The following is a 20289-nucleotide window of genomic DNA, read 5'->3' on the forward strand; positions in this document are numbered from 1 at the left end:
GTCACCGGTGTCCCCGATCACCTTATCGAGAGAGTCCGACAGACCCAAGTTTCGGGTTGCAGGTGCAATCAGGGTCACAAGGTCACGAGTTGGGCACCGCGACCGCCGCCGATGGCCGGATCGGGAGCCTGTTGACCGGCCGGCCGGTGGCCGCGCGGACCGCCGAGGCCACTGCCGCCGGGGAGGTGACCACCGGGACCGCGCTGGCCGGTTTCGCTCCGAAGGGGGCCACCACGTCGCGCTCCTCGACGAGTTTGACGATGCGGACCGTCGGGGCGTCCAGCGACGTGGGCAGGGCGTAGCCCGTCAGGTCGGGGTGGCGGATCAGGCCGGAGGCCGTGCGGAGGTTCTCCGTCAGGGAGGCGCCGACGCCCTGGATGACGCCCGCTTCGATACGGGCTTCCAGTTGGCGGGGGTTGAGGATGCGGCCGACGTCCTGGGCGACCGCGAGCTCCACCACCCGTACCGAGCCCAGCTCGATGTCCACGTCCACCACCGCGCGGATCGCGCAGAAGGCGAGGCCGACGAAGGCGTCGCCCTGGCCGTCCGCGTCCAGCGGCTCCGTCGGGTGGGGCCGGCACTGGGCCGTCGCCCAGAGCTCCTTGCCCTCCATCGCCTCCGCGACCGTCGTCGAGAAGGCCCCGTCGTACGACGTGATCCGGCCATCCGCGATCTGCAGGAGCTCCGTGGACATGCCGAGCTTGTGGGCCATCGGCTGGAGCAGCTGCGTCCGGACCATCTTCGCGGCCCGTTCCACCGCGCCGCCCGACACCCACGTGTGGCGCCCGTGCGCCGCCGGGCCCGCCGGCGGCTGGTCGGTGTCGACCGGGGCCACGACGACCTCGTCCACGCCCAGGGTCTCCTGGACGATCTGGCGGGCGAGCGTCGAGAAGCCCTGGCCGGTGTCGACCGCCGCGCAGATGACCGTCGCGGAACCGCCGACGATCTTCACCGTGGCCGTGGACACCTCGTCCGTGCCTTCCGCGCCGAGCATGTGCACCATGCCGACGCCGTACCCGACCCCGCGCCGCACCGCGCCCGGTTCGCCCGCGCCCTCCGGGCCGCCCGGGAGCAGCCAGTCCTCCTCCGGGGTGTCCTTCGGGAGGGCGGGCAGCGGGTAGTCCCGTACGGAACGCAGGAGTTCCGCGACCGGGGCCGGGCAGGTCACCGTCTGGCCGGTGGGCAGGAGGTCGCCGGTGGCCAGGACGTTGCGCAGGCGCAGTTCGGCCCCGTCGATGCCGAGGGCGGCGGCGAGCTTGTCCATCTGGCCCTCGTAGGCCGCGCAGACCTGCATGGCGCCTTCGCCGCGTACGTGGCCCGACGGCGGGTTGTTCGTACGGACCGCCCAGCCTTCGACGAAGGCGTGCGGGACCACGTACGGGCCGCAGGCGAAGGCCACGGCCGCGGCGAGGGATTCCGAGGAGTCGTCGGCGTAGGCGCCGGCGTCCATCAGGATCTGGGCCTCGACCTTGACCAGGCGGCCTTCCGCGTCCGCGTGGTGGCGGTAGCGCAGCAGGGTCGGGTGGCGGTGGGTGTGGCCGAGGAAGGACTCCTCGCGGGTGGCCACGAGTTTGACGGGGCAGCCGGTGCGGAGCGCCAGGAGGCCGAGCGGGAGCTGGAACGCCGCGTCCTCGCGGTCGGCGGTGGCTCCCGGAACGCCGGTGACGACCACGCGCACCCGGTCCGGGTCGAGCCCGAAGCAGGCGGCGGCGAGGTCGCGGTCGGTGTGCGGGTCGGTGGAGGCGGTGTAGATCTCCACGCCCCCGTCGGGTCGGGGCACGGCCAGCCCGGCCTCGGCGCCGATGGGAGCGGGGTCCTGGCGGCCGATGCGGTAGAGGCCTTCCACGACGATCTCGCCGGTGGCCTCCGGGTCGCCGTAGCGCAGCGGGATGTGCCGGATCAGGTTCCCGTCGGGGTGCAGGGCGGGGGCGCCGAAGGCCTGCTCGGGGTCGGTGACCGGGTCGAGGAGCTCGTACTCGACGGTGATCGCGGCGGCCGCGAGGCGCGCGGTGTCGGGGTGGTCGGCGGCGACGGCGGCGATGGGCTCGCCGTGGTGGCGCACCACGTCGTGCGCGAACACCGGCCGGTCGGCGACGCGGCGGCCGTGCGTGGTGGCGCCGGGGATGTCGGCGTGGGTGACGACGGCGCGCACGCCGGGCATGTCCACGGCGGCGGACGTGTCGATGGAGAGGATGCGGGCGTGGGCGTGCGGGGAGCGCAGCACGGCGGCCCACAGGAGGCCCTCGGCCCACAGGTCGGCGGCGTAGGGGAAGGTGCCCTCGGTCTTGGAGCGGGTGTCGGCGGCCGGGACGGACGCGCCGATGCCGCGCGGGACTTCCCGCTCCGGCCCGTCGGCCTGCGTCGGCCCGTCGGAGAATGCCGAGGAGGGGGCGGCGCCCGCCGCGCTGCCCGCCGGTGCCGTCGCCGCGTCGTGGGCGCTCACGCCGTGTCTCCCTGGTGGTTGCCGTGGTCGCCGTAGTCGCCCTGGTTGCCGTGGGTGCCCTGGTCGCCGTGGTTGCCGTGATCGTCCAGGCCGTCGCCCTGGCTGCCGTACGCGCCGCTTCCGCCCTGCGCGCCGTTTCCACCCTGCAGGCCCTGACCACCGTGCATGCCCTGAGCCCCGTGCATGCCCTGACCACCGTGCATGCCTCCGTGCACGCCGCCCTCGCCCGGCGGGGCCTGGTGCGGGATGCGCGCCTCGGCCGAGGCCGCGGCGGCCGCTCCGGACGCCGCCTCGCGTTCGGCGGCGACCTCGCGCACCGCGTCGATGACGCCCGCGTAGCCCGAGCAGCGGCAGAGGTTGCCGCAGAGCGCCTGCCTCGTCTCCAGCTCGCTGGGGGCGTGGTTGCCCTCCAGCAGGTCGTGGATGGTCATGGCCATGCCGGGCACGCAGAAGCCGCACTGCACCGCGCCCGACCTGCACAACGCCTCCTGCACGTCCGACAGTTCCCCGTCGGTCGCCAGGCCTTCCACCGTCCGGACCTCGCTGCCCGCGGCCGTCGCGGCCGGGACGAGGCAGGACGCGACGAGCCGGCCGTCGACCTGCACGGCGCAAGCGCCGCATTCGCCCTGCGAGCAGCCGTCCTTGGCGCCGGCGAGACCGAGGCGCTCGCGCAGCACGTAGAGGAGCGACTCGCCGATCCACGCGCCGGTGACGGGCCGGTCGGCGCCGTTGACGCGCAGCACGTAGGAGGCCGGCGGGTGCTCGTGGTGCGCCGCGGCACCGGCGTCGGCGGCCGCGTCGTCGCCGGCGGCATCCTGCCCGTCGGGCTCGTCGGTGCCAACTCCCGCGTACGCCGCCTCCCCGGCCGGGGTCCCTTCGCCCGGTTCCGCCGGGGCCGCCGCCACGGCACTGTCGGCGTTGTCCTCGCTCGGCACGGGCGCGTCCTCGGCTTCGCCGGAGGTCCGCGCGTCACCGGCCGGCGCCGCCTGCGTCGCCTCGGGCTCCTGCGCGGGCTCCGTCGCTCCCGGATGCGGCCGTTCCCCCGTCATCGGGGCCGGGGCGGGGCCGTGGTCGGCCTCGATGTCCTGCGGGGCGGGGTGGGCCGGTTCCCCTTCGGGCTCGGCGTACTCCACCGGGAGCGGGGTACCGACGCCCGGGCCGCCCAGCACCCGGGGGCCGCGCCCCGGGGCCGCGCCGGCGGGGCCGCCGAAGGACGCACCGGCGGCTCCGGTTGCGGGAGCAGCCGGGAGCACCCCGGAGCTCAAGCCCTCGTCCGGCCCCGGTCCCGGCTGCCGCTCCGCGTAGCCGCGCCCGCCCTCGAAGTCCGGATGGCTCGCCCACGGGGCCGCGGCCCCGCCCGGCAGCGTCGCGGGGGCCTGGCTCCAGTCGGCCGAGGCCGCGAGCTGCCCGTAGCTGCCCGTGTCACCCGTGCCGCCGGATGCCCACACGTCGGACGCGGCGGCCTCGGGGAAGCGCCACTCGGCGGTCTCCCCCGACTCGCGCGCGGCGCCGTCCCCGTCCGCGCCGGGCTCGGCGTACGACCGCGCGTACGACTCGTCGAGCGGTTCCCCGTACGACTCCGTGACCGGCTCCGCGTACCGCTCGGCGAACGACTCCCCGTACGACTCCGTGACCGGCTGCGCGTACGGCTCGGCGAACGGCTCCGCGAACGCGGCCGCCACCGAAGCCGGCATCGGCACCGAGGCCGGGATCGGCGCCCGCGCCGCGGCCTGGGACCCGCCGACGGCGGCGCCGCCGGCGGACGCACCGGTGCCCGCCGGAGTCGCCGAACCGGCCTCCGGCCACCGCACCGGAATCGACCACGTCCCCGTGGCCGCCGGATCCGCGCTCGCGGTGCCCAGCGGCACGATCATCGGCGGCGGCACGTACCCGTGCCCCGGAGCCGCGAGCGGCTCGCCGGTGCCGAGCGCGTCCAGCATGTCCTGCGGCAGTTTCACGAAAGCCGTCGCGTCGGAGTCGTACTCGCCGCCGTGCGGCACCGGCTCCCAGCCCCAAGCGGGACCCGCGGGACCCGTGTTCTCGTTCTCACTCATGAGCTCAGCGCCCTCCCCAGGGCCCTCCGTGCCAGCACGGCCACCGTCCGCCGCAAATGCAGTACCGCGGGAGCCACCGGCTCCCCCTGGTCGGGCACGCACGCGGCCGCGACGTACTCGCCGAAGGCCTCCAGCGCCTCGGGGGCCAGACTGCGGTCCCCGTCCCAGTCGATCAACGAAGCCACCCACTGCTCGGCTTCCAGCGGCCGCAGCGGCATCGGGGCGACCGCGCCGATCGCGCAGCGCACACCCCGGCGCGCGGGGTCCAGTACGAGCCCCACGGACGCCATCGAGCGCCCCGGACCCGTACGCCCCGTGGCCTTCAGGAACACCTGCGGCGCGTGCAGCAACGGCACCCGCACGAAGCCGATCAGCTCCCCCGGGCGCAGCATCTCCCGCCCGGCCAACAGGTGGGAGACGGGGATCTCGCGGCGCGATCCGTCCGGTCCGACGATGACGAGGACGGCTTCCAGCGCCGCGAGCACGGGCAGCGCGTCTCCCGTCGGAGCGCCGGTGGCGATGTTGCCGCCCAGCGTGCCGGCGTTGCGGATCTGCGGGGGCCCGGCGGCGCGCGCGGCGGCCGCCAGGGCCGGGATCAGGGCCGCGAAGTCGGGCCGTCCCATCCGGGCGTGCGTGAGGCCGGCGCCGAGCAGCGCGTGGCCGTCCTGGTACTGCCAGCCGCGGATCTCGTTGATCCGGCCGAGGCCCACGAGGGCGGCGGGGCGCAGCAGTCCGGCGTTGACGGCCGCCATGAGGTCGGTGCCGCCCGCGACGGGGACGGCGGCGGGCATGGCGGCGAGCGCCGCCACGGCCTCGTCGAGCGAGGTCGGCAGCGTCACGGACTGCGTCGCGGACTGCCCCGCGGCGCGCGTCGCGGGCCGCGCCGCGTTCCCCGCCTGCGGCTCGTCCCGGGGACCCTGAGAATCCCGTGCCTGCGGTGTGTGCGGTGCGTGCGTGGTCAACCCAGCTGCCCCTTCCCGATGTCCCGGTCCCGGCGCTCACGCCTGTCCGCCGTACGGTACGTGCTCACCGCCGGGACGTGGCAACTCTGGCACATCTTCCGCGGCACCGGACGCGAGGGTCGGCCGCCCGCCCGCTCCCCGCCCGGGGGCCTCCCGAGGGCCGTCGCCGCGTCGCGGCGACGCTCCTCCGCGGCCCCGCCAACGCCCGCGCCCGCGTCATCCGCAGGGGGCCCGTCACACGTTCGGGGGCGCTCCTTCGATCGGACGTCCGAGCACACCGGGCCGGCGCTGCCAGGGCAACGGGCCGCCGGGTGCCCGGTAGTCGACCCCGAGCACGTCCAGGCGCCGGTAGTGCTCCGCCATCCGCGCCTCGAAGTCCCCGTAGTCGCGCTCCGCGGGTTCCGGCAGCGTCGACCACACCACCTCGGCGAAGGCGGCGAGGCGCGGGAACACCTGGTAGTCGACGCGGCTCTGGTTCTCCATCGCCTCGGTCCACACGTTGGCCTGCGCGCCCAGCACGTGGGACGCCGCCCGCTCGGACAACTTCGGCGGAACCGGCTCGAACCGGTACACATCCTCCAGCGTGCGCACATATCCGATCGGCACCGGCTCGTCCGCGCCGCCCGCCTGACGGTGGTCCAGGTACACCTGCTGCTCGGGGCACATCACCACGTCGTGGCCGGCCTCGGCGGCGGCGATCCCGCCCGCGTACCCGCGCCAGGAGGAGACGGCCGCGCCCGGGGCCAGCCCGCCCTCCAGGATCTCGTCCCACCCGATGAGCCGGCGCCCGCGCTCCGCGAGCCAGCGGTCGAAGTGCCGGACGAACCAGGACTGCAGCCCGTCCTCCCCGTCCACCCCCAGCTCGCGGATCCGCTCCTGCGCCACCGCGGAGGCCTTCCACTGCGCCTTGGGACACTCGTCGCCGCCGATGTGCACGAAGGGCGAGACCTCGGCGGGGAACAGCTCCAGCAGCTCCTCGAAGACGCCCTCGTAGAACCGCAGGACGGCCTCGGTGGGCGCGAGCACGTTCTCGTTGATGCCCCAGTCGTCCCACACCCCCAGGGCGGCCGTGTCCACGACGTCCGTGTTCCCCAGCTGCGGGTACGCGGCGATCGCGGCCTGCGAGTGCCCCGGCAGGTCGATCTCCGGGACCACCCGTACGTGCCGCTCGGCGGCGTACGCGACGATCTCGCGGATGTCGTCCCGGGCGTAGAAGCCGCCGTGCGGGGTCTCGTTCCACAGCGGCGAGGCCCGGTGGCCCCACCGGCTGCGCCCGCGCCACGCGCCGACCCCGGTGAGCCGGGGGTACCGCTTGATCTCCACCCGCCAGCCCTGGTCGTCCGTCAGGTGCAGGTGCAGCACGTTCAGCTTGTGGGCGGCGAGCAGGTCGATGTAGCGCAGCACGCCGTCCTTGGGCATGAAGTGCCGGGCGACGTCGAGCATCAGGCCGCGCCAGCCGAACCGCGGCGCGTCCGCGACCTCCCCGTACGGGAGCCGCCACACCGCCCCCGGCAGCGGCGCCCGCCGGTAGGCGTCGGCCCCGAGCAGCTGACGCAGCGTCTGCGCGCCCCAGAACACCCCGGCGGCGGATCCGCCGCGCAGTTCCACCCCGTCGGCCGCCACGCGCAGCCGGTACGCCTCCCGCGCGAGCCCCCCGTCCACCGACAGCCGCACGGCGGCCGGCTGCACCCCGGCCGCGGCGCCCGGCCCCCGCTCCGGGTCCGAGCCCTGACCTTGCCCCTCACCCTGGCCCTCACCCTGGCCCTCACCCCGGCCCGCGTCGGCGAAGGCGTAGCCGGTGGCCGCCCCCAACTCCCGCCGCAGCCAGCGCGCGACCCCCTCGGTGCCGGGGCCGGCGGCGATCGTCGCTCCGGGGGCCAGTTCCAGGTGGCCGCCGCCGGCGTCGGGCGTCACCGTCCGGGGGTGCGGAAGGAGGTGCAGGAGGGTCACGGGGATCAGCCCTTCGCCGTCGGTCCGTTGCACTGTGCGCAACGCGCGTTTCACATGGCGCGAACGCAGCCGACCCTAGCCCTCCGCCCGGGCACGCAAAAGGCCCCCGGGCGCACTTGGGCGCACCGGGGACCTCCGTCCCGCGACTTCAGGGCCGGACTACTTGCCGTCCTTGCCCTTGTCCTTGTCCCCACCGGGGCCCATGGACTCGTAGATCTCCTTGCACATGGGGCAGACCGGGTACTTCTTCGGGTCCCGGCCCGGCACCCAGACCTTGCCGCAGAGCGCGACGACGGGGGTGCCCCCGAGCGCGCTCTCCATGATCTTGTCCTTCTGGACGTAGTGGGCGAAGCGCTCGTGGTCGCCGTCACCGTGGGACACCTGGGGTGTCGGCTCTACGAGGGTTCCCGTACCAGTCCCGCGATCGGGCTCAAGAGTGCTCATAACTGCCAGGGTACCGATCCCCGCGCGCCGGGGTCGGCCCACCACCCGGGCCGCCCGGCGGGGCTCGGGACGGCCCGGCGGGCGGGGTCAGTTCAGCGACGGGTCGTCCGGATAGGTGGCCACCATGGCCAGGTCGCTGCGCTGTCGCCGCAGCACCGCGCGCCACAGCCGCTCCGGATCCGGGAAGGACACGTCCCCCGGCTCGGAATCGACCACGTACCAGGCGCCCTCGACCAGTTCCTCCTCGAGCTGCCCGGGTCCCCAGCCCGAGTACCCGGCGAAGATGCGCAGGCCCCCCAGAGCCGCGGCCAGCAGCTCGGGCGGGGCCTCCAGGTCCACCAGGCCGATCGCCCCGTGCACCCGGCGCCAGCCGATCGGCCCCTCCTCGCCCGGAATCACCGCCAGCCCCAGCGCGGAGTCCAGCGCCACGGGGCCGCCCTGGAACACCACCCCCGGGTCGCCGGCCAGCGGAGCCCAGGGCAGCAGGACGTCGCCGACACCCACCGGGGTGGGGCGGTTGAGGACGACGCCGAGCGAGCCCTGCTCGTCGTGGTCGAGCAGCAGCACCACCGCGCGGTCGAAATTCGGGTCCGCGAGGGCGGGGGTGGCCACGAGCAGCCGCCCTGTGAGGGAGGACACCTCGGTCATGCCGACATGATCCCGCACATTCGCCCGCGAGGGGGAGCGGACGGCGCATTCGGACCGTACGCAGCTCAGGGCGCACGGCGGCGCCGGGCGGGGCGCACGGCCCGGCGGATCGCACCGGCGGCGGAAGGAGACGCTCCGCCACCTGGCGGACACCCAGGGTGTTGTGGCCAATTCATGACAGTCCCCGGGCCCCGTCAGCCATACGAACAGGGGGGTACTGCCCCTTACCCTTTTGACTGGTCCCCTGCCCATCCCTCTCCGGAACGCGAGATTCATGACCGGCATCAGTGACGATGTACTGCTTGTCCACGGCGGAACCCCGCTCGAGGGCGAGATCCGTGTCCGCGGCGCGAAGAACCTCGTACCCAAGGCCATGGTGGCGGCCCTGCTCGGCAGCGGGCCCAGCCGACTGCGCAACGTTCCCGACATCCGTGACGTCCGGGTCGTGCGCGGGCTGCTCCAGCTGCACGGGGTGACCGTGCGCCCGGGTGACGAACCGGGCGAGCTGGTGCTCGACCCCACGCACGTGGAGAGCGCGAACGTCGCCGACATCGACGCGCACGCGGGTTCGTCGCGCATCCCGATCCTGTTCTGCGGCCCGCTGCTGCACCGCCTCGGCCACGCGTTCATCCCGGGGCTGGGCGGCTGCGACATCGGCGGCCGGCCGATCGACTTCCACTTCGACGTGCTGCGGCAGTTCGGCGCGACCATCGAGAAGCGCGAGGGCGGCCAGTACCTGGAAGCCCCCCAGCGGCTGCGCGGCTGCAAGATCCGCCTGCCCTACCCGTCGGTCGGCTCGACCGAGCAGGTGCTGCTGACGGCCGTCCTGGCCGAAGGCGTCACCGAGCTCAGCAACGCCGCCGTCGAGCCGGAGATCGAGGACCTCATCTGCGTACTGCAGAAGATGGGCGCCATCATCTCCGTCGACACGGACCGGACCATCCGGATCACCGGTGTGGACCGCCTGGGCGGCTACAACCACAAGGCGCTCCCGGACCGGCTGGAGGCCGCCTCCTGGGCGTCCGCGGCGCTGGCCACCGGCGGCAACATCTACGTGCGCGGCGCGCAGCAGCGTTCGATGATGACCTTCCTGAACACCTTCCGCCGGGTCGGCGGCGCCTTCGAGATCGACGACGACGGCATCCGCTTCTGGCACCCGGGCGGCCCGCTCAACGCCATCGCGCTGGAGACGGACGTCCACCCCGGCTTCCAGACCGACTGGCAGCAGCCGCTGGTGGTGGCGCTGACCCAGGCCACCGGCCTCTCGATCGTCCACGAGACGGTCTACGAGTCCCGCCTCGGCTTCACCTCGGCGCTCAACCAGATGGGCGCGCACATCCAGCTCTACCGGGAGTGCCTGGGTGGCAGCGCCTGCCGCTTCGGCCAGCGCAACTTCCTGCACTCGGCGGTCGTCTCCGGGCCCACCAAGCTCCAGGGCGCCGACCTGGTCATCCCCGACCTGCGCGGCGGTTTCTCGTACCTGATCGCGGCGCTGGCCGCCGAGGGCACCTCACGGGTCCACGGCATCGACCTGATCAACCGCGGCTACGAGAACTTCATGGACAAGCTCGTGGAACTGGGCGCCAAGGTCGAACTGCCGGGCGGCGACCTCGTCTAGGGGACGCCCAGGGCCCTCCCGGACGATCCCCCGGGGCTCGCCCTGAAGATCGACACAGACCGTCCCAGAACGCCCCCACAGGCCCCGTACGGGGCCTGTGGGGGCGTTCTGGCCCCCGGGGCCACCTGGCCGCCGGGAACGCGGAGAGGCGGCCACCCGGTGCCGGGTGGCCGCCTCTCGCGTACTACGTACTACTACTGCCGTCCCGGGAGCCCTGCGGCCCCCGGCACAAAGGCGTGCTACTTGCCCTTGGCGGCTTCCTTGAGCTTGGAGCCCGCGGAGACCTTCACGCTGTAGCCGGCCGGGATCTGGATGGGGTCGCCGGTCTGCGGGTTGCGCGCGGTGCGAGCGGCACGGTGGGTGCGCTCGAAGGTCAGGAAGCCGGGGATGGTGACCTTCTCGTCGCCCTTGGCGACGATCTCGCCGACGGTCTCGGCGAGCGCGGCCAGAACGGCGTCGGCGTCCTTGCGGGTCACCTCGGCGCGCTCGGACAGAGCGGCCACCAGCTCACTGCGGTTCATGTTGTACTCCCGTGTTCAACGTGCCTTAGAGGCGTGAGATCGAAGCCGATGCTGCCAGGGCCCTAGGACAGTCCCCGGACCCGGGTCTGACGTCAGACCCTCTCGCCCGGTTACGCATCCTGCCCCCACCAGCGGCGGGAAAGCCAATCCGGCACCCGCCGGGGTCACACGAAAAGCGCCACAGTCACGCCGCGGTGACGCTCCGTCCGCACCGGAAGGGTCTCCGGACGATGCGGACCGCGGGCCACGCGCATCCCCGCAACCCTAGAGGCGGCCCGGCGGGCCCGCACCCCGCGACGCGCCGGGGATCAGGCCGGTGTGGAGGCCGTCACGGCGGCCGAGGCAGCCTTGCGGACGGCTCCGGCGACCGCGCCCGCGACCTTGTCGTTGAAGACCGACGGGATGATGTAGTTCGCGTTGAGCTCGTCCTCGCCGACCACGTCGGCCAGGGCGGTCGCGGCGGCCAGCATCATGTCGGTGTTCACCGTGCGCGACTGGGCGTCCAGCAGGCCGCGGAAGACGCCCGGGAAGACCAGCACGTTGTTGATCTGGTTCGGGAAGTCGGAGCGCCCGGTGGCCACGACTGCCGCGGTCTGGCGGGCGACGGCCGGGTCCACCTCGGGGTCCGGGTTCGCGAGCGCGAACACGATCGCGCCCTCCGCCATGGCGGCCACGTCGTCGCCGTTCAGGACGTTCGGGGCCGAGACGCCGATGAAGACGTCGGCTCCGACCACGGCCTCCTTCAGGGTGCCCGTGTAGCCCTCGGGGTTGGTGTTGTCGGCGATCCAGCGCAGCGGCGAGTCGGCCGCCGCGTCGACGAGGTCGGGGCGGCCGGCGTGCACGACACCGTGGATGTCGGCGCTGACCGCGTTCTTGACGCCCGCCGCGAGGAGCAGCTTGAGGATCGCCGTACCGGCCGCGCCGGCGCCCGACATGACCACCTTGACGTCGCCAACTGCCTTGCCCACCACGCGCAGCGCGTTGGTGAGGGCGGCCAGGACCACGATGGCGGTGCCGTGCTGGTCGTCGTGGAAGACGGGGATGTCGAGGGCCTCGCGCAGGCGCGCCTCGATCTCGAAGCAGCGCGGCGCGGAGATGTCCTCCAGGTTGATGCCGGCGAAGCCCGGGGCGATGGCCTTGACGACCGCGACGATCTCGTCGGGGTCCTGCGTGTCGAGGCAGATCGGCCAGGCGTCGATGCCGGCGAAGCGCTTGAAGAGGGCCGCCTTGCCCTCCATGACGGGCAGCGCGGCCATCGGGCCGATGTTGCCCAGACCCAGCACGGCGGAGCCGTCGGTCACGACTGCGACGGAGTTGCGCTTGATGGTCAGGCGGCGCGCGTCCTCGGGGTTCTCGGCGATGGCCATGCACACGCGGGCCACGCCCGGGGTGTAGATCATCGAGAGGTCGTCGCGGTTGCGGATGGGGTGCTTGGACGCCATCTCGATCTTGCCGCCGAGGTGCATCAGGAAGGTGCGGTCGGAGACCTTGCCGAGGCTGACGCCCTCGATCCCGCGCAGCTTCTCGACGATCTCGTCCGCGTGCGCCGTGGAGGTCGCGGCGATGGTGACGTCGATACGGAGCTTCTCGTGGCCGGATGCGGTCACGTCGAGGCCGGTGACCGAGCCACCGGACGACTCCACGGCGGTGGTGAGCTGGGAGACCGCGGTTCCGCTCGCGGGCACTTCCAGGCGGACCGTCATCGAGTACGAGACGCTGGGCGCCGTTGCCATGGCCGTGTTCCTCTTCTGTCCCTGGTTCTTCTGTCCACAGGGTCCGCGCCGCGCGGGCCGAGAACACGGCGAGTGCGGCAGGACCTGTTGTCCGATCGTCCCACCTACCAGCCGGTACAAGGTAACCAGCTACAAATTTCGGAAAGACACTTCCACCATACGAGATTTGATGATGTCGTGGAACCCTTTCAGGCCACGCAAAACAGGCCTGCCCCCGCCGCTTCCGCGGTGGGGGCAGACCTGCCGTGTACGTCTACGACACCGACCCGCCATGCTCGCCTCGCGGCAAGTGGTCGCTCTAGGCGACTAAGGTTGGGCCCGGGGGCTTGGATCGAGTCGGTGCCTCAACCAGGCTAACAAAGGTTCGCCGGAAGTGATCCCCCTCCCGGAAGAAGCTTCCGCCGACCACGCCCTTGGCCGCCCCCCATCCGGCCGTACGGGGCCTTGAGCCGGTCCGGGGACCGCCGGTGAACAGCCCCGGACCCGGTGTCCACTCCGCCGGAGCCCTCGGAGCCCGCTGGACCCGGCCGGAGCCCGCCGGGCCGCGGGACCCGGCCGGACCCCGCGCGCCGCGGCCGGGCGCTACGGCCGCAGCAGCGCCGCGACGCCCTCCGCATCCGGGGTGTCCAGGTCGGTCGAGACCACCGTGAGCTGCTGCGTCGCGCGCGTCAGGGCCACGTAGAGCACCCGCAGGCCCGCCGGGGACTCCTGCGCGATCTCCGCCGGGGAGACGACCACCGTGGCGTCGTACTCCAGGCCCTTCGCCTCCAGGCTGCCCAGTGCGACCGCCCGCTCCCCGAGGTCCGCCAGCCAGCCCGCGGCCTCCGCACGGCGGTCCATGGCCACGACCACGCCCACCGTGCCGTCGACCTGCTCCAGCAGCCGCCGGGTCTCCTCCCGGACGGTCTCGCGCAGGTCCTCGGCCACCGCCGTGAAGCGCGGCCGAAGTCCCGTGGAGCGCACCGCCGTCGGCGGCTCCGTGCCCGGCGCTGCCAGCTTCAGCACGCGGGACGCGACTTCGGCGACCTCGGCCGGGTTGCGGTAGTTCACCGTCAGGGTGAACCGGCGCCGCAGCCGCGAGCCCAGCGCCTCGTCCCGTGCGGCCGCCGCCTCCTCCGGGTCCGTCCACGAGGACTGCGCCGGGTCGCCGACCACCGTCCAGGTGCCCATCCGGCCCCGGCGGCCCACCATCCGCCACTGCATCGGCGTCAGGTCCTGCGCCTCGTCGACGATGACGTGCGCGTACTCCGTGCGCTCCGCCGCGAGCCGCTCGGCCCGCTCCCACTGGGTCTCCTCGCGGATCGGCATCAGCTCCTCCAGCCCGCTCAGCTGGTCCAGCGGGTTCATCTCGCGCTTGCGCTTGGGCTTGGCGAGCGCACCGAGCAGCTGGTGGAGCTCGTCCAGGAGCGCCACGTCGTGCACCGACAGCGGGCCCTTGCCGTCCGGACCCACCCGGCGCAGCGAACGCGCCAGCTGGCGGGTCTCGCGCGGGTTCAGGTCCCGGCGCGACCAGCGCCCCAGCCGCCGCTCGTCGGCCATGGAGGCCAGCACCCCGCGCGGGGTGAGCTCGGGCCACCAGGCATTGAGGAACTCGATGAAGGCGTCCTCCGTCGAGATGTCCTCGTCGAAGGCGGAGCGCAGCTCGGCGGCGAGCTCCGGGTCGCTGTGCCGCCCCGCGCCCCCGGACTTGGAGTACAGCGCGTCCAGCAGGAGCTTGCGGGCGCGCGGGCGCAGCAGGTTGACCGGCGCGGTGCCGGACAGGACGTTCTGCCGGATCCGGTCGAGGTCGCCGGCCTCCAGTTCCTGGCGGCGCCCGAAGGCCACCACGCGCAGCCGGTCCGGGGCGGGGGTGCCGCCGGGACCGCCGAGCTCCAGGGCGCCCCGTACGGCCTTGCGCAGCACCTTCAGCATCCGGGACGAGCCCTTGATCCGGGCCGTGGAGGGATCGTCGTAGGTGGTCGCCTCGGCCCCGTCGACGAGGGAGCCGAGCGCCCGGATGGCGACCTGGCCCTCTTCGCCGAGGGAGGGCAGGACGCCCTCGGTGTACGCGACGAGCAGCGGGGTCGGGGAGACGATGAGGATGCCGCCGGAGTAGCGGCGCCGGTCCTGGTAGAGCAGGTAGGCGGCGCGGTGCAGGGCGACGGCGGTCTTGCCGGTGCCCGGTCCGCCCGCGACCTCGGCGACCGAGGCGGCGGGCGCCCGGATGACGAGGTCCTGCTCGGCCTGGATGGAGGAGACGATGTCCCGCATCGAGTGGGTGCGGGCCCGCCCGAGGGCGGCCATCAGCGCGCCGTCGCCGATGACGGGGAGCTCTTGCCCGTCGAGGAAGGCGGTGACCTCGGGACGCATCAGGTCGTCCTCGACGCCGAGCACCTTGCGGCCCTTGGAGCGGATCACGCGGCGGCGTACGACGCGTCCGGGCTCCTTGGGGGTGGAACGGTAGAAGGGCGCGGCGGCGGGGGCCCGCCAGTCGATGACGAGCGGCGCGTAGTCGGAGTCGAGGACTCCGATGCGGCCGATGTGGAGCGTTTCGGCGATGTCGGCCGTGAGGTCGGGCCGGATCGCGTCGTCGGCGGGGTCGACGGAGGTGAACGCGCCGTCGGGACCGCGCTCCCCGTCCTTGCCGAGGACCAGGTCGACGCGGCCGAAGAGGAAGTCTTCGAACTCGTTGTTGAGACGGTTGAGATGGATTCCGGCGCGGAAGACCTGTGCGTCCCGCTCGGCGAGGGCTCCGGGCGTGCCGACCTGGCCACGCTTGGCGGCGTCGTTCATCAGGAACTCCGCCTCGTCGATCTTCTCCTCAAGGCGTCGGTACACGTGATCGAGATGCGTCTGCTCGACCGCGATCTCCCGATCGCGGACGGAATCCGCCGTGCTGTCGACAGCGGCATTCTGCGCGGCCACCAAGGCCCCTTTCTGACGTGCATGGGCGACCGTCAACCGTACGCGAAGGGGCCCCTGTCCGCACGCCCCGTTCCGGGAAGGCTCACGGAACAAGACGAAGATCACTCGCGGACCTCCGCCCGGTCCCCCGCGGATCGCGCCCGGACCGGCCCCGCGGCCCGCCCCGCGGCCGCCCTCGGGCCGTGCTAGCCGGGCCGCGCTTCGAGCACGCGCCGCCGGTGGCGGGCCACCCGCTCGCGGTTCCCGCACAGCTCGCTGGAGCACCAACGGCGCCGGTGGCCGCGCGAGGTGTCGAGGTAGACGCGGGCGCAGCCGTCGCCCTCGCAGGCCCGCAGCAGCGCGCGGTCGCCGGGATCGGTGAGCAGCTCCACCGCGTCCCGGGCCACGGCGGCGAGCAGCCCCGCGCATTCGACCCCGCCGCACAACTCCCGTACCAGGTGACCTTCTTGGTCCTGTACGGCACACAGTCCCGGGGGTGGACCGGCGGCCGCCGCGTTGACCCGGGCCAGCGCGGCCCCGGGCGGCGCGGCCCCGGCGAGCTCGGCCCGTACGAGGTCCTCGACGTCGGCGCGCAGCGCCCGGAAGGCCTGCACCCAGTCGGCGCCGACCCGCGCGAGCGGCGTCCGGTCGGGCACCAGCCCGGCTCCGGCGAGCCACAGCCGCAGCGCGTCGCCGTCCCGGATCCCCTCCGACCCGTCGGTGGGCCTGTGGGGCTCGAAGGTGGCCACCAGGTCCAGACAGATCCGCCCGGAGTCGAACCACATGCCCGTCACCGCCTCGCTCTCGGCGCGTGCCCCCAGAGTGCCCGCCCCCGGGCCGGGGGGCTAGGGCCTGTCGTCGAATTCCCGTCGTCGCCCGAGGGGGGAGACGGGAAGGTGACGACAGGCCGCCCTCAGAGGGCGGGCGGGTCGTCGTGCAGCAGCCGGTGGAAGAGGCGGTGGTCGCGCCAGGCCCCGCCGACGTGCAGGTAGCGGGGCGCGAGCCCGTACTGCTCGAACCCGGCCTTCGCCAGCACCCGCTGCGAGGCCAGGTTGTCGACCCGGGTCCCGGCCTCGACCCGGTGCAGTCCGACCTCGTCGCGGGCGATCCGGCAGACCTCCCGCAACGCGGCGGTGGCCAGCCCCCTGCCCGCGTGCCCCTGCGCCACCCAGTAGCCGATGGCCCCGCTGCACAGCGCCCCGAACACGATGGTGCCGAGGTTGATCGCCCCGACGGGCTCCCCGCCGTCGAGGAGCACGTACGGGCGCACCCGCCCGCCGTCCCGCTCCTCGAGCAGCTCCTCGATCCGCGCCCGCTGTCCGGCCTCGGTGTAGAAGCCCGCGCCCCGCCGGGGCTCGTAGGGGGCCATGTACGCCCGGTTCCGCTCCAACACCTCGGCGAGCCCGGCGGCGTCCGCCACCCGGATCTCCCGCATCTCCACACCCTCAAGGATCATCCGGGCACGCTAACGGACGCCCCGGAACCGGCCGGACGCGGGGGAGAACCACCCATGGGTCCGCGGAAGACCCTGGCAGTGGATCGAGACCGCGCACCGCCTGGCCCAGCGCGGCCGCCACCAGATCCTGTCCGTCGTCGACTGGCTCGTCCGCGCGACGGCGGCCCACCACGGCCTGGTCGTCCTCCACGACGACAAGGACTTCGCCGCCGCGGCCGGCCTCCGCCCGGAGGTGCGGGAGCACCACGTGCACCGGGTGCCGCACTGAGTCCCGCGCCGACCGCCCGCGCCGCTCCGGGCGGGCCGCCTCAGGCGTCCCCGTACTTCGTCTCCGCGGCCATGTCCAAGGAGAGCCGGTAGCCGCGCTTGACGACCGTCTGGATCAGGTTCGGTACGCCCAGTGCGACGCGCAGGCGGGCCATCGCCGTCTCCACCGCGTGCTCGTCGCGGCCCGCGCCCGGGAGGGCGCGCAGGAGCTCGGAGCGGGCCACCACCCAGCCCGGGCGGCGGGCCAGGGCCCGCAGCAGGGCCATGCCGGCCGGCGGGACCGGGCGGAGCCCGGCGTCGACGAGGACCGCGTGGCCGCGCAGCTCCAGCCGGTGTCCCGCCACCGGGAGCACCCGCGCCCGTGCCGGGAGTTCCTGGCACAGCAGCTGTACGAGGGGCCCGAGCCGGAACCGCTCGGGCTGGACCGTGGCGATCCCCTCGGCCTGCAACGGCAGGGCCGTCACCGGGCCCACGCATGCCGACAGCACCGACCCGCCGGTCAGCGCCGCGCGCAGGGGTTCCCGTACGCCCCGCTCCGTGGCCCGCGCCAGCAGGGACACCGCCGCCGGCGCGGAGGTGAAGCTCACCGCGTCGACCCCGCCGGCGATCACCGCGTCGAGCAGCCGGTCCAGCGGGCCGGGGTCCTCGGGGGCCATCCACCGGTACACCGGGACGCCGACCACCTCGGCCCCGCCCGCCCGCAGCGCCTCGATGAAGCCGGGCAGCGGCTCCCCGTGCAGCTGGAGGGCGATGCGCCGGCCGGCCACCCCGGCGCTCAGCAGCCGGTCCAGTACCTCCGCGAGCGATTCCGACGCCGGGGACCAGGTCTCCACCAGCCCGGCGGCCCGGATGGCGCCCTTGACCTTCGGCCCGCGCGCCAGCAGTTCGGTCTCGCGCAGCCGCCCGAGCAGTTCCTCCCCGAGCCCCCAGCCGTCCGCTGCCTCGATCCAGCCGCGGAAGCCGATGGCGGTCGTGGCCACCACGACGTCGGGCGCGCAGCCGATCAGTTCCTTGGTCGCGGCGAGCAGTTCGGCGTCGTCGGCGAGGGGGACGATCCGCAGGGCGGGCGCGTGCAGCACGGTGGCCCCGCGGCGGCGCAGCAGGGCGATCAGGTCGTCGGCCCGCCGGGCGGCGGTGACCCCGATGGTGAAGCCCGCGAGCGGCCCGGCGACGGGTGCCGGCTCCGGGTCGGGCGCGGGAGTCGTGTCCTCGACCGGCCCGGTGGGGGTGTCGTCGTGCATGGTGACCTGCCTCGCGCAGTGGTCGGGGTCCGGGATCGGGTCCGGTCTCGGAGTCGGGTCCGGAGCCCGCCCGGAACCGGGGCCGGGATCGCGTTCGCGTGAACCGAGCCTGCCCTGGGGGCGTATCAGGCTCGGTTCACGCGTATTTCGGTGCCGTTAACCGATGTCGGTCCGCCGTTACACCGAGGTGAGCTGTGGCTTCGCCTCCGTGCCCGTCGTACTGATCATCGCGCGGGAGGGCCGGCGAAGGTATACCGCCCAGGTGACCGTGCAGCAGGCCCCGTAGAAGGCGAGGAAGGTCACGAAGGCGGCCGTGCCCGAACCGGAGCTGAGGAAGGCCTCCCGGAAGACCAGGTTGATGCCGAGTCCGCCGAGGGCGCCGACCGCGCCGATGAGTCCCATGGAGGCCCCGGACAGCCGCCGCCCGTAGGCGGCCGCGTCCACGCCGCTCATGCCGCGTGCCAGGGCCTTGGCCTGGAAGATGCCGGGGATCATCTTGTACGTGGAGCCGTTGCCCAGTCCGCTGAGGACGAAGAGCGCGACGAAGCCGACGAGGAACACCGGCAGGGATTCCCGTACGGAGGCCAGGATCACCACCGTGGTGGCCGCCGCCATCGCCACGAACGTGCCCAGCGTGATCCGCGCCCCGCCGAACCGGTCCGCGAGGGCCCCGCCGACCGGCCGGATCAGCGAGCCGAGCAGCGGCCCGATGAAGGTGAGCGAGGCCGCCTGGAGCGGGGTGCGGCCGAACTGCGTCTGCAGCACCAGCCCGAAGGCGAAGCTGTAGCCGATGAAGGAGCCGAAGGTGCCGATGTACAGGAACGCCATGATCCAGGTGTGGGCGTCGCGGACGGCCTCCCGCACGGCTCCGGTGTCGTTGCGCACGGGCGCCAGGTTGTCCATCCGCAGCGCGGCGAGGGTGGCCGCGATCACGATGAGCGGGACGTAGGCGCCGAGCAGCAGCCTCGGGTGGCCGGCCCCGGCCGTGCTGATGACCAGCAGCGCGACGAGCTGGACGACGGGGACGCCGATGTTGCCGCCGCCCGCGTTGAGGCCGAGCGCCCAGCCCTTCTTGCGCAGCGGGAAGAACGCGTTGATGTTCGTCATCGAGGAGGCGAAGTTGCCGCCGCCGACGCCGGTCAGCGCGGCCACCAGCAGGAAGGTGCCGTACGAGGTCCCGGGCTCCATGACCAGCCACGCGGCGACGGTCGGCGCGAGCAGCAGCAGGGCGCTGACGACGGTCCAGTTGCGGCCGCCGAAACGGGCCACGGCGAAGGTGTAGGGGATCCGGACGAGGGCGCCGACACAGGTGGCGGTCGCGATGAGGAAGAACTTCCCCGCGGGGTCGATCCCGTACTTCGGGCCCATGAAGAGCACCATCACCGACCACAGGGACCAGATCGAGAAACCGATGTGCTCGGAGAGCACGGAGTAGACCAGGTTGCGCCGGGCGGTCTTCTCGCCCGTCTCCTTCCAGAAGGTCTCGTCCTCGGGTTCCCACCGCTCGATCCAGCGGCCCCCTTTGCGCGGTGCGGTCGTACTGGTCATCACACGCCTCCACAGCTGCTGCGATCGCGTCGCGTCACGCCACGTCGTCACGTCTTGTCACGTCACGTCTCGTCACGTCTCGTCCGTGGTCACGACGGTAGGAACGGCTCGTTTCGGCCTGGGTCCCCGCCGGATGACCGCCGGGAAACCTTGCACTCACCCGCCTCCCGGGGCCGGTGTGAGCGCGGGCGGAAGGACGCCCGGGTCGCCGGGCCGGACGGCGGAGCGGCGGGCGGGCGCCGACGGTCGCGGGGCGGTGCCGGCGGGCAGCCAGCTGTCCGCGGGCACCGCCAGCCAGCCGTGGGCGGCCGCGAGCTCCGCCGCGGCGGCGCGCAGCGCGTCCAGCCCGGGGTGGCGCAGGCCCTTGCGCCACACCATCGCCAGCGGCGACAGCGGCACCGGGCCGGTCAGCGGCCGCTTCACACAGCCGGCCAGCTCGGCGAAGTCCACCGTGGCCAGGACCGGGTTCCCGGTCTTCACCATGACCCGGCGGAACTCGTCCTTGCCGACCGCCACCGGTG

Annotated in this window: 15 protein-coding genes and 1 pseudogene; 2 read left to right on the forward strand and 14 right to left on the reverse strand. The window is 73.9% G+C overall.

Annotated elements, in window-relative coordinates; all coding sequences use genetic code 11:
• Positions 1-82 precede the first annotated feature (82 nt).
• From J7E97_RS01010 to J7E97_RS01035, 6 genes are all read right to left on the reverse strand, one after another.
• Complete coding sequence (locus J7E97_RS01010) at positions 83-2443, reverse strand: xanthine dehydrogenase family protein molybdopterin-binding subunit (protein ID WP_215021346.1); 2361 nt, start codon at positions 2441-2443, stop codon at positions 83-85.
• Positions 2440-4497 carry a 2Fe-2S iron-sulfur cluster-binding protein gene (locus J7E97_RS35460; RefSeq protein ID WP_251053553.1) on the reverse strand — a complete coding sequence of 686 codons (2058 nt, stop codon included), beginning with the start codon at positions 4495-4497 and terminating at the stop codon, positions 2440-2442. Before J7E97_RS35460 ends, J7E97_RS01010 begins: the two co-directional genes overlap by 4 nt.
• Positions 4494-5336 carry an FAD binding domain-containing protein gene (locus tag J7E97_RS01020; protein WP_308346149.1) on the reverse strand — a complete coding sequence of 281 codons (843 nt, stop codon included), beginning with the start codon at positions 5334-5336 and terminating at the stop codon, positions 4494-4496. Before J7E97_RS01020 ends, J7E97_RS35460 begins: the two co-directional genes overlap by 4 nt.
• 357 nt (positions 5337-5693) lie before the next feature.
• A complete protein-coding gene (locus tag J7E97_RS01025) occupies positions 5694-7409 on the reverse strand; it encodes a beta-N-acetylhexosaminidase (RefSeq protein ID WP_308346144.1) in 1716 nt (571 codons plus the stop codon).
• A gap of 159 nt (positions 7410-7568) precedes the next feature.
• Positions 7569-7853 (reverse strand): DUF3039 domain-containing protein, encoded by a 285-nt coding sequence (locus J7E97_RS01030; protein ID WP_215021348.1) that lies wholly within the window; start codon positions 7851-7853, stop codon positions 7569-7571.
• 87 nt (positions 7854-7940) lie between these two features.
• Entirely contained in the window at positions 7941-8501 is a 561-nt protein-coding gene (locus J7E97_RS01035; protein WP_215021349.1) for a YqgE/AlgH family protein, read from the reverse strand.
• A 274-nt stretch (positions 8502-8775) separates the two neighbouring features.
• Between J7E97_RS01035 and murA the strand changes: the two genes are divergently transcribed.
• Complete coding sequence (murA, locus tag J7E97_RS01040; protein ID WP_215021350.1) at positions 8776-10119, forward strand: UDP-N-acetylglucosamine 1-carboxyvinyltransferase; 1344 nt, start codon at positions 8776-8778, stop codon at positions 10117-10119.
• A 239-nt stretch (positions 10120-10358) separates the two neighbouring features.
• Here murA and J7E97_RS01045 read toward each other — a convergent pair whose 3' ends face one another.
• The 5 genes from J7E97_RS01045 to J7E97_RS01065 all read right to left on the reverse strand — a co-directional run bounded on the left by J7E97_RS01045 (position 10359) and on the right by J7E97_RS01065 (position 16712).
• Positions 10359-10640 carry an HU family DNA-binding protein gene (locus tag J7E97_RS01045; RefSeq protein WP_007264399.1) on the reverse strand — a complete coding sequence of 94 codons (282 nt, stop codon included), beginning with the start codon at positions 10638-10640 and terminating at the stop codon, positions 10359-10361.
• A gap of 308 nt (positions 10641-10948) precedes the next feature.
• A complete protein-coding gene (locus J7E97_RS01050) occupies positions 10949-12373 on the reverse strand; it encodes an NAD-dependent malic enzyme (RefSeq protein WP_215021351.1) in 1425 nt (474 codons plus the stop codon).
• A gap of 582 nt (positions 12374-12955) precedes the next feature.
• Complete coding sequence (locus J7E97_RS01055; RefSeq protein ID WP_215021352.1) at positions 12956-15277, reverse strand: UvrD-helicase domain-containing protein; 2322 nt, start codon at positions 15275-15277, stop codon at positions 12956-12958.
• 185 nt (positions 15278-15462) lie between these two features.
• Positions 15463-16041: an ABATE domain-containing protein gene (locus J7E97_RS01060; RefSeq protein ID WP_215021353.1), complete on the reverse strand. Its 579-nt coding sequence runs from the start codon at positions 16039-16041 to the stop codon at positions 15463-15465.
• Positions 16042-16169: 128 nt separating this feature from the next.
• Positions 16170-16712, reverse strand: coding sequence for a GNAT family N-acetyltransferase (locus tag J7E97_RS01065; RefSeq protein ID WP_215021354.1), 543 nt, complete (start codon positions 16710-16712; stop codon positions 16170-16172).
• Positions 16713-16812: 100 nt separating this feature from the next.
• Between J7E97_RS01065 and J7E97_RS36930 the strand changes: the two genes are divergently transcribed.
• Positions 16813-16980 (forward strand): PIN domain-containing protein, encoded by a 168-nt coding sequence (locus J7E97_RS36930; RefSeq protein ID WP_374224092.1) that lies wholly within the window; start codon positions 16813-16815, stop codon positions 16978-16980.
• A 40-nt stretch (positions 16981-17020) separates the two neighbouring features.
• Here J7E97_RS36930 and J7E97_RS01070 read toward each other — a convergent pair whose 3' ends face one another.
• From J7E97_RS01070 to J7E97_RS01080, 3 genes and pseudogenes are all read right to left on the reverse strand, one after another.
• Entirely contained in the window at positions 17021-18220 is a 1200-nt protein-coding gene (locus J7E97_RS01070; protein ID WP_215021355.1) for a uroporphyrinogen-III synthase, read from the reverse strand.
• Positions 18221-18397: 177 nt separating this feature from the next.
• On the reverse strand, positions 18398-19768 hold the full coding sequence (locus J7E97_RS01075) for a NarK/NasA family nitrate transporter (protein ID WP_215021356.1): 1371 nt from the start codon (positions 19766-19768) through the stop codon (positions 18398-18400).
• A gap of 156 nt (positions 19769-19924) precedes the next feature.
• A pseudogene (locus tag J7E97_RS01080) lies at positions 19925-20289 on the reverse strand (hypothetical protein); the annotation flags it as partial.

The sequence above is a fragment of the Streptomyces sp. ISL-66 genome, assembly GCF_018614135.1.
Taxonomy (GTDB): Bacteria; Actinomycetota; Actinomycetes; order Streptomycetales; family Streptomycetaceae; genus Streptomyces.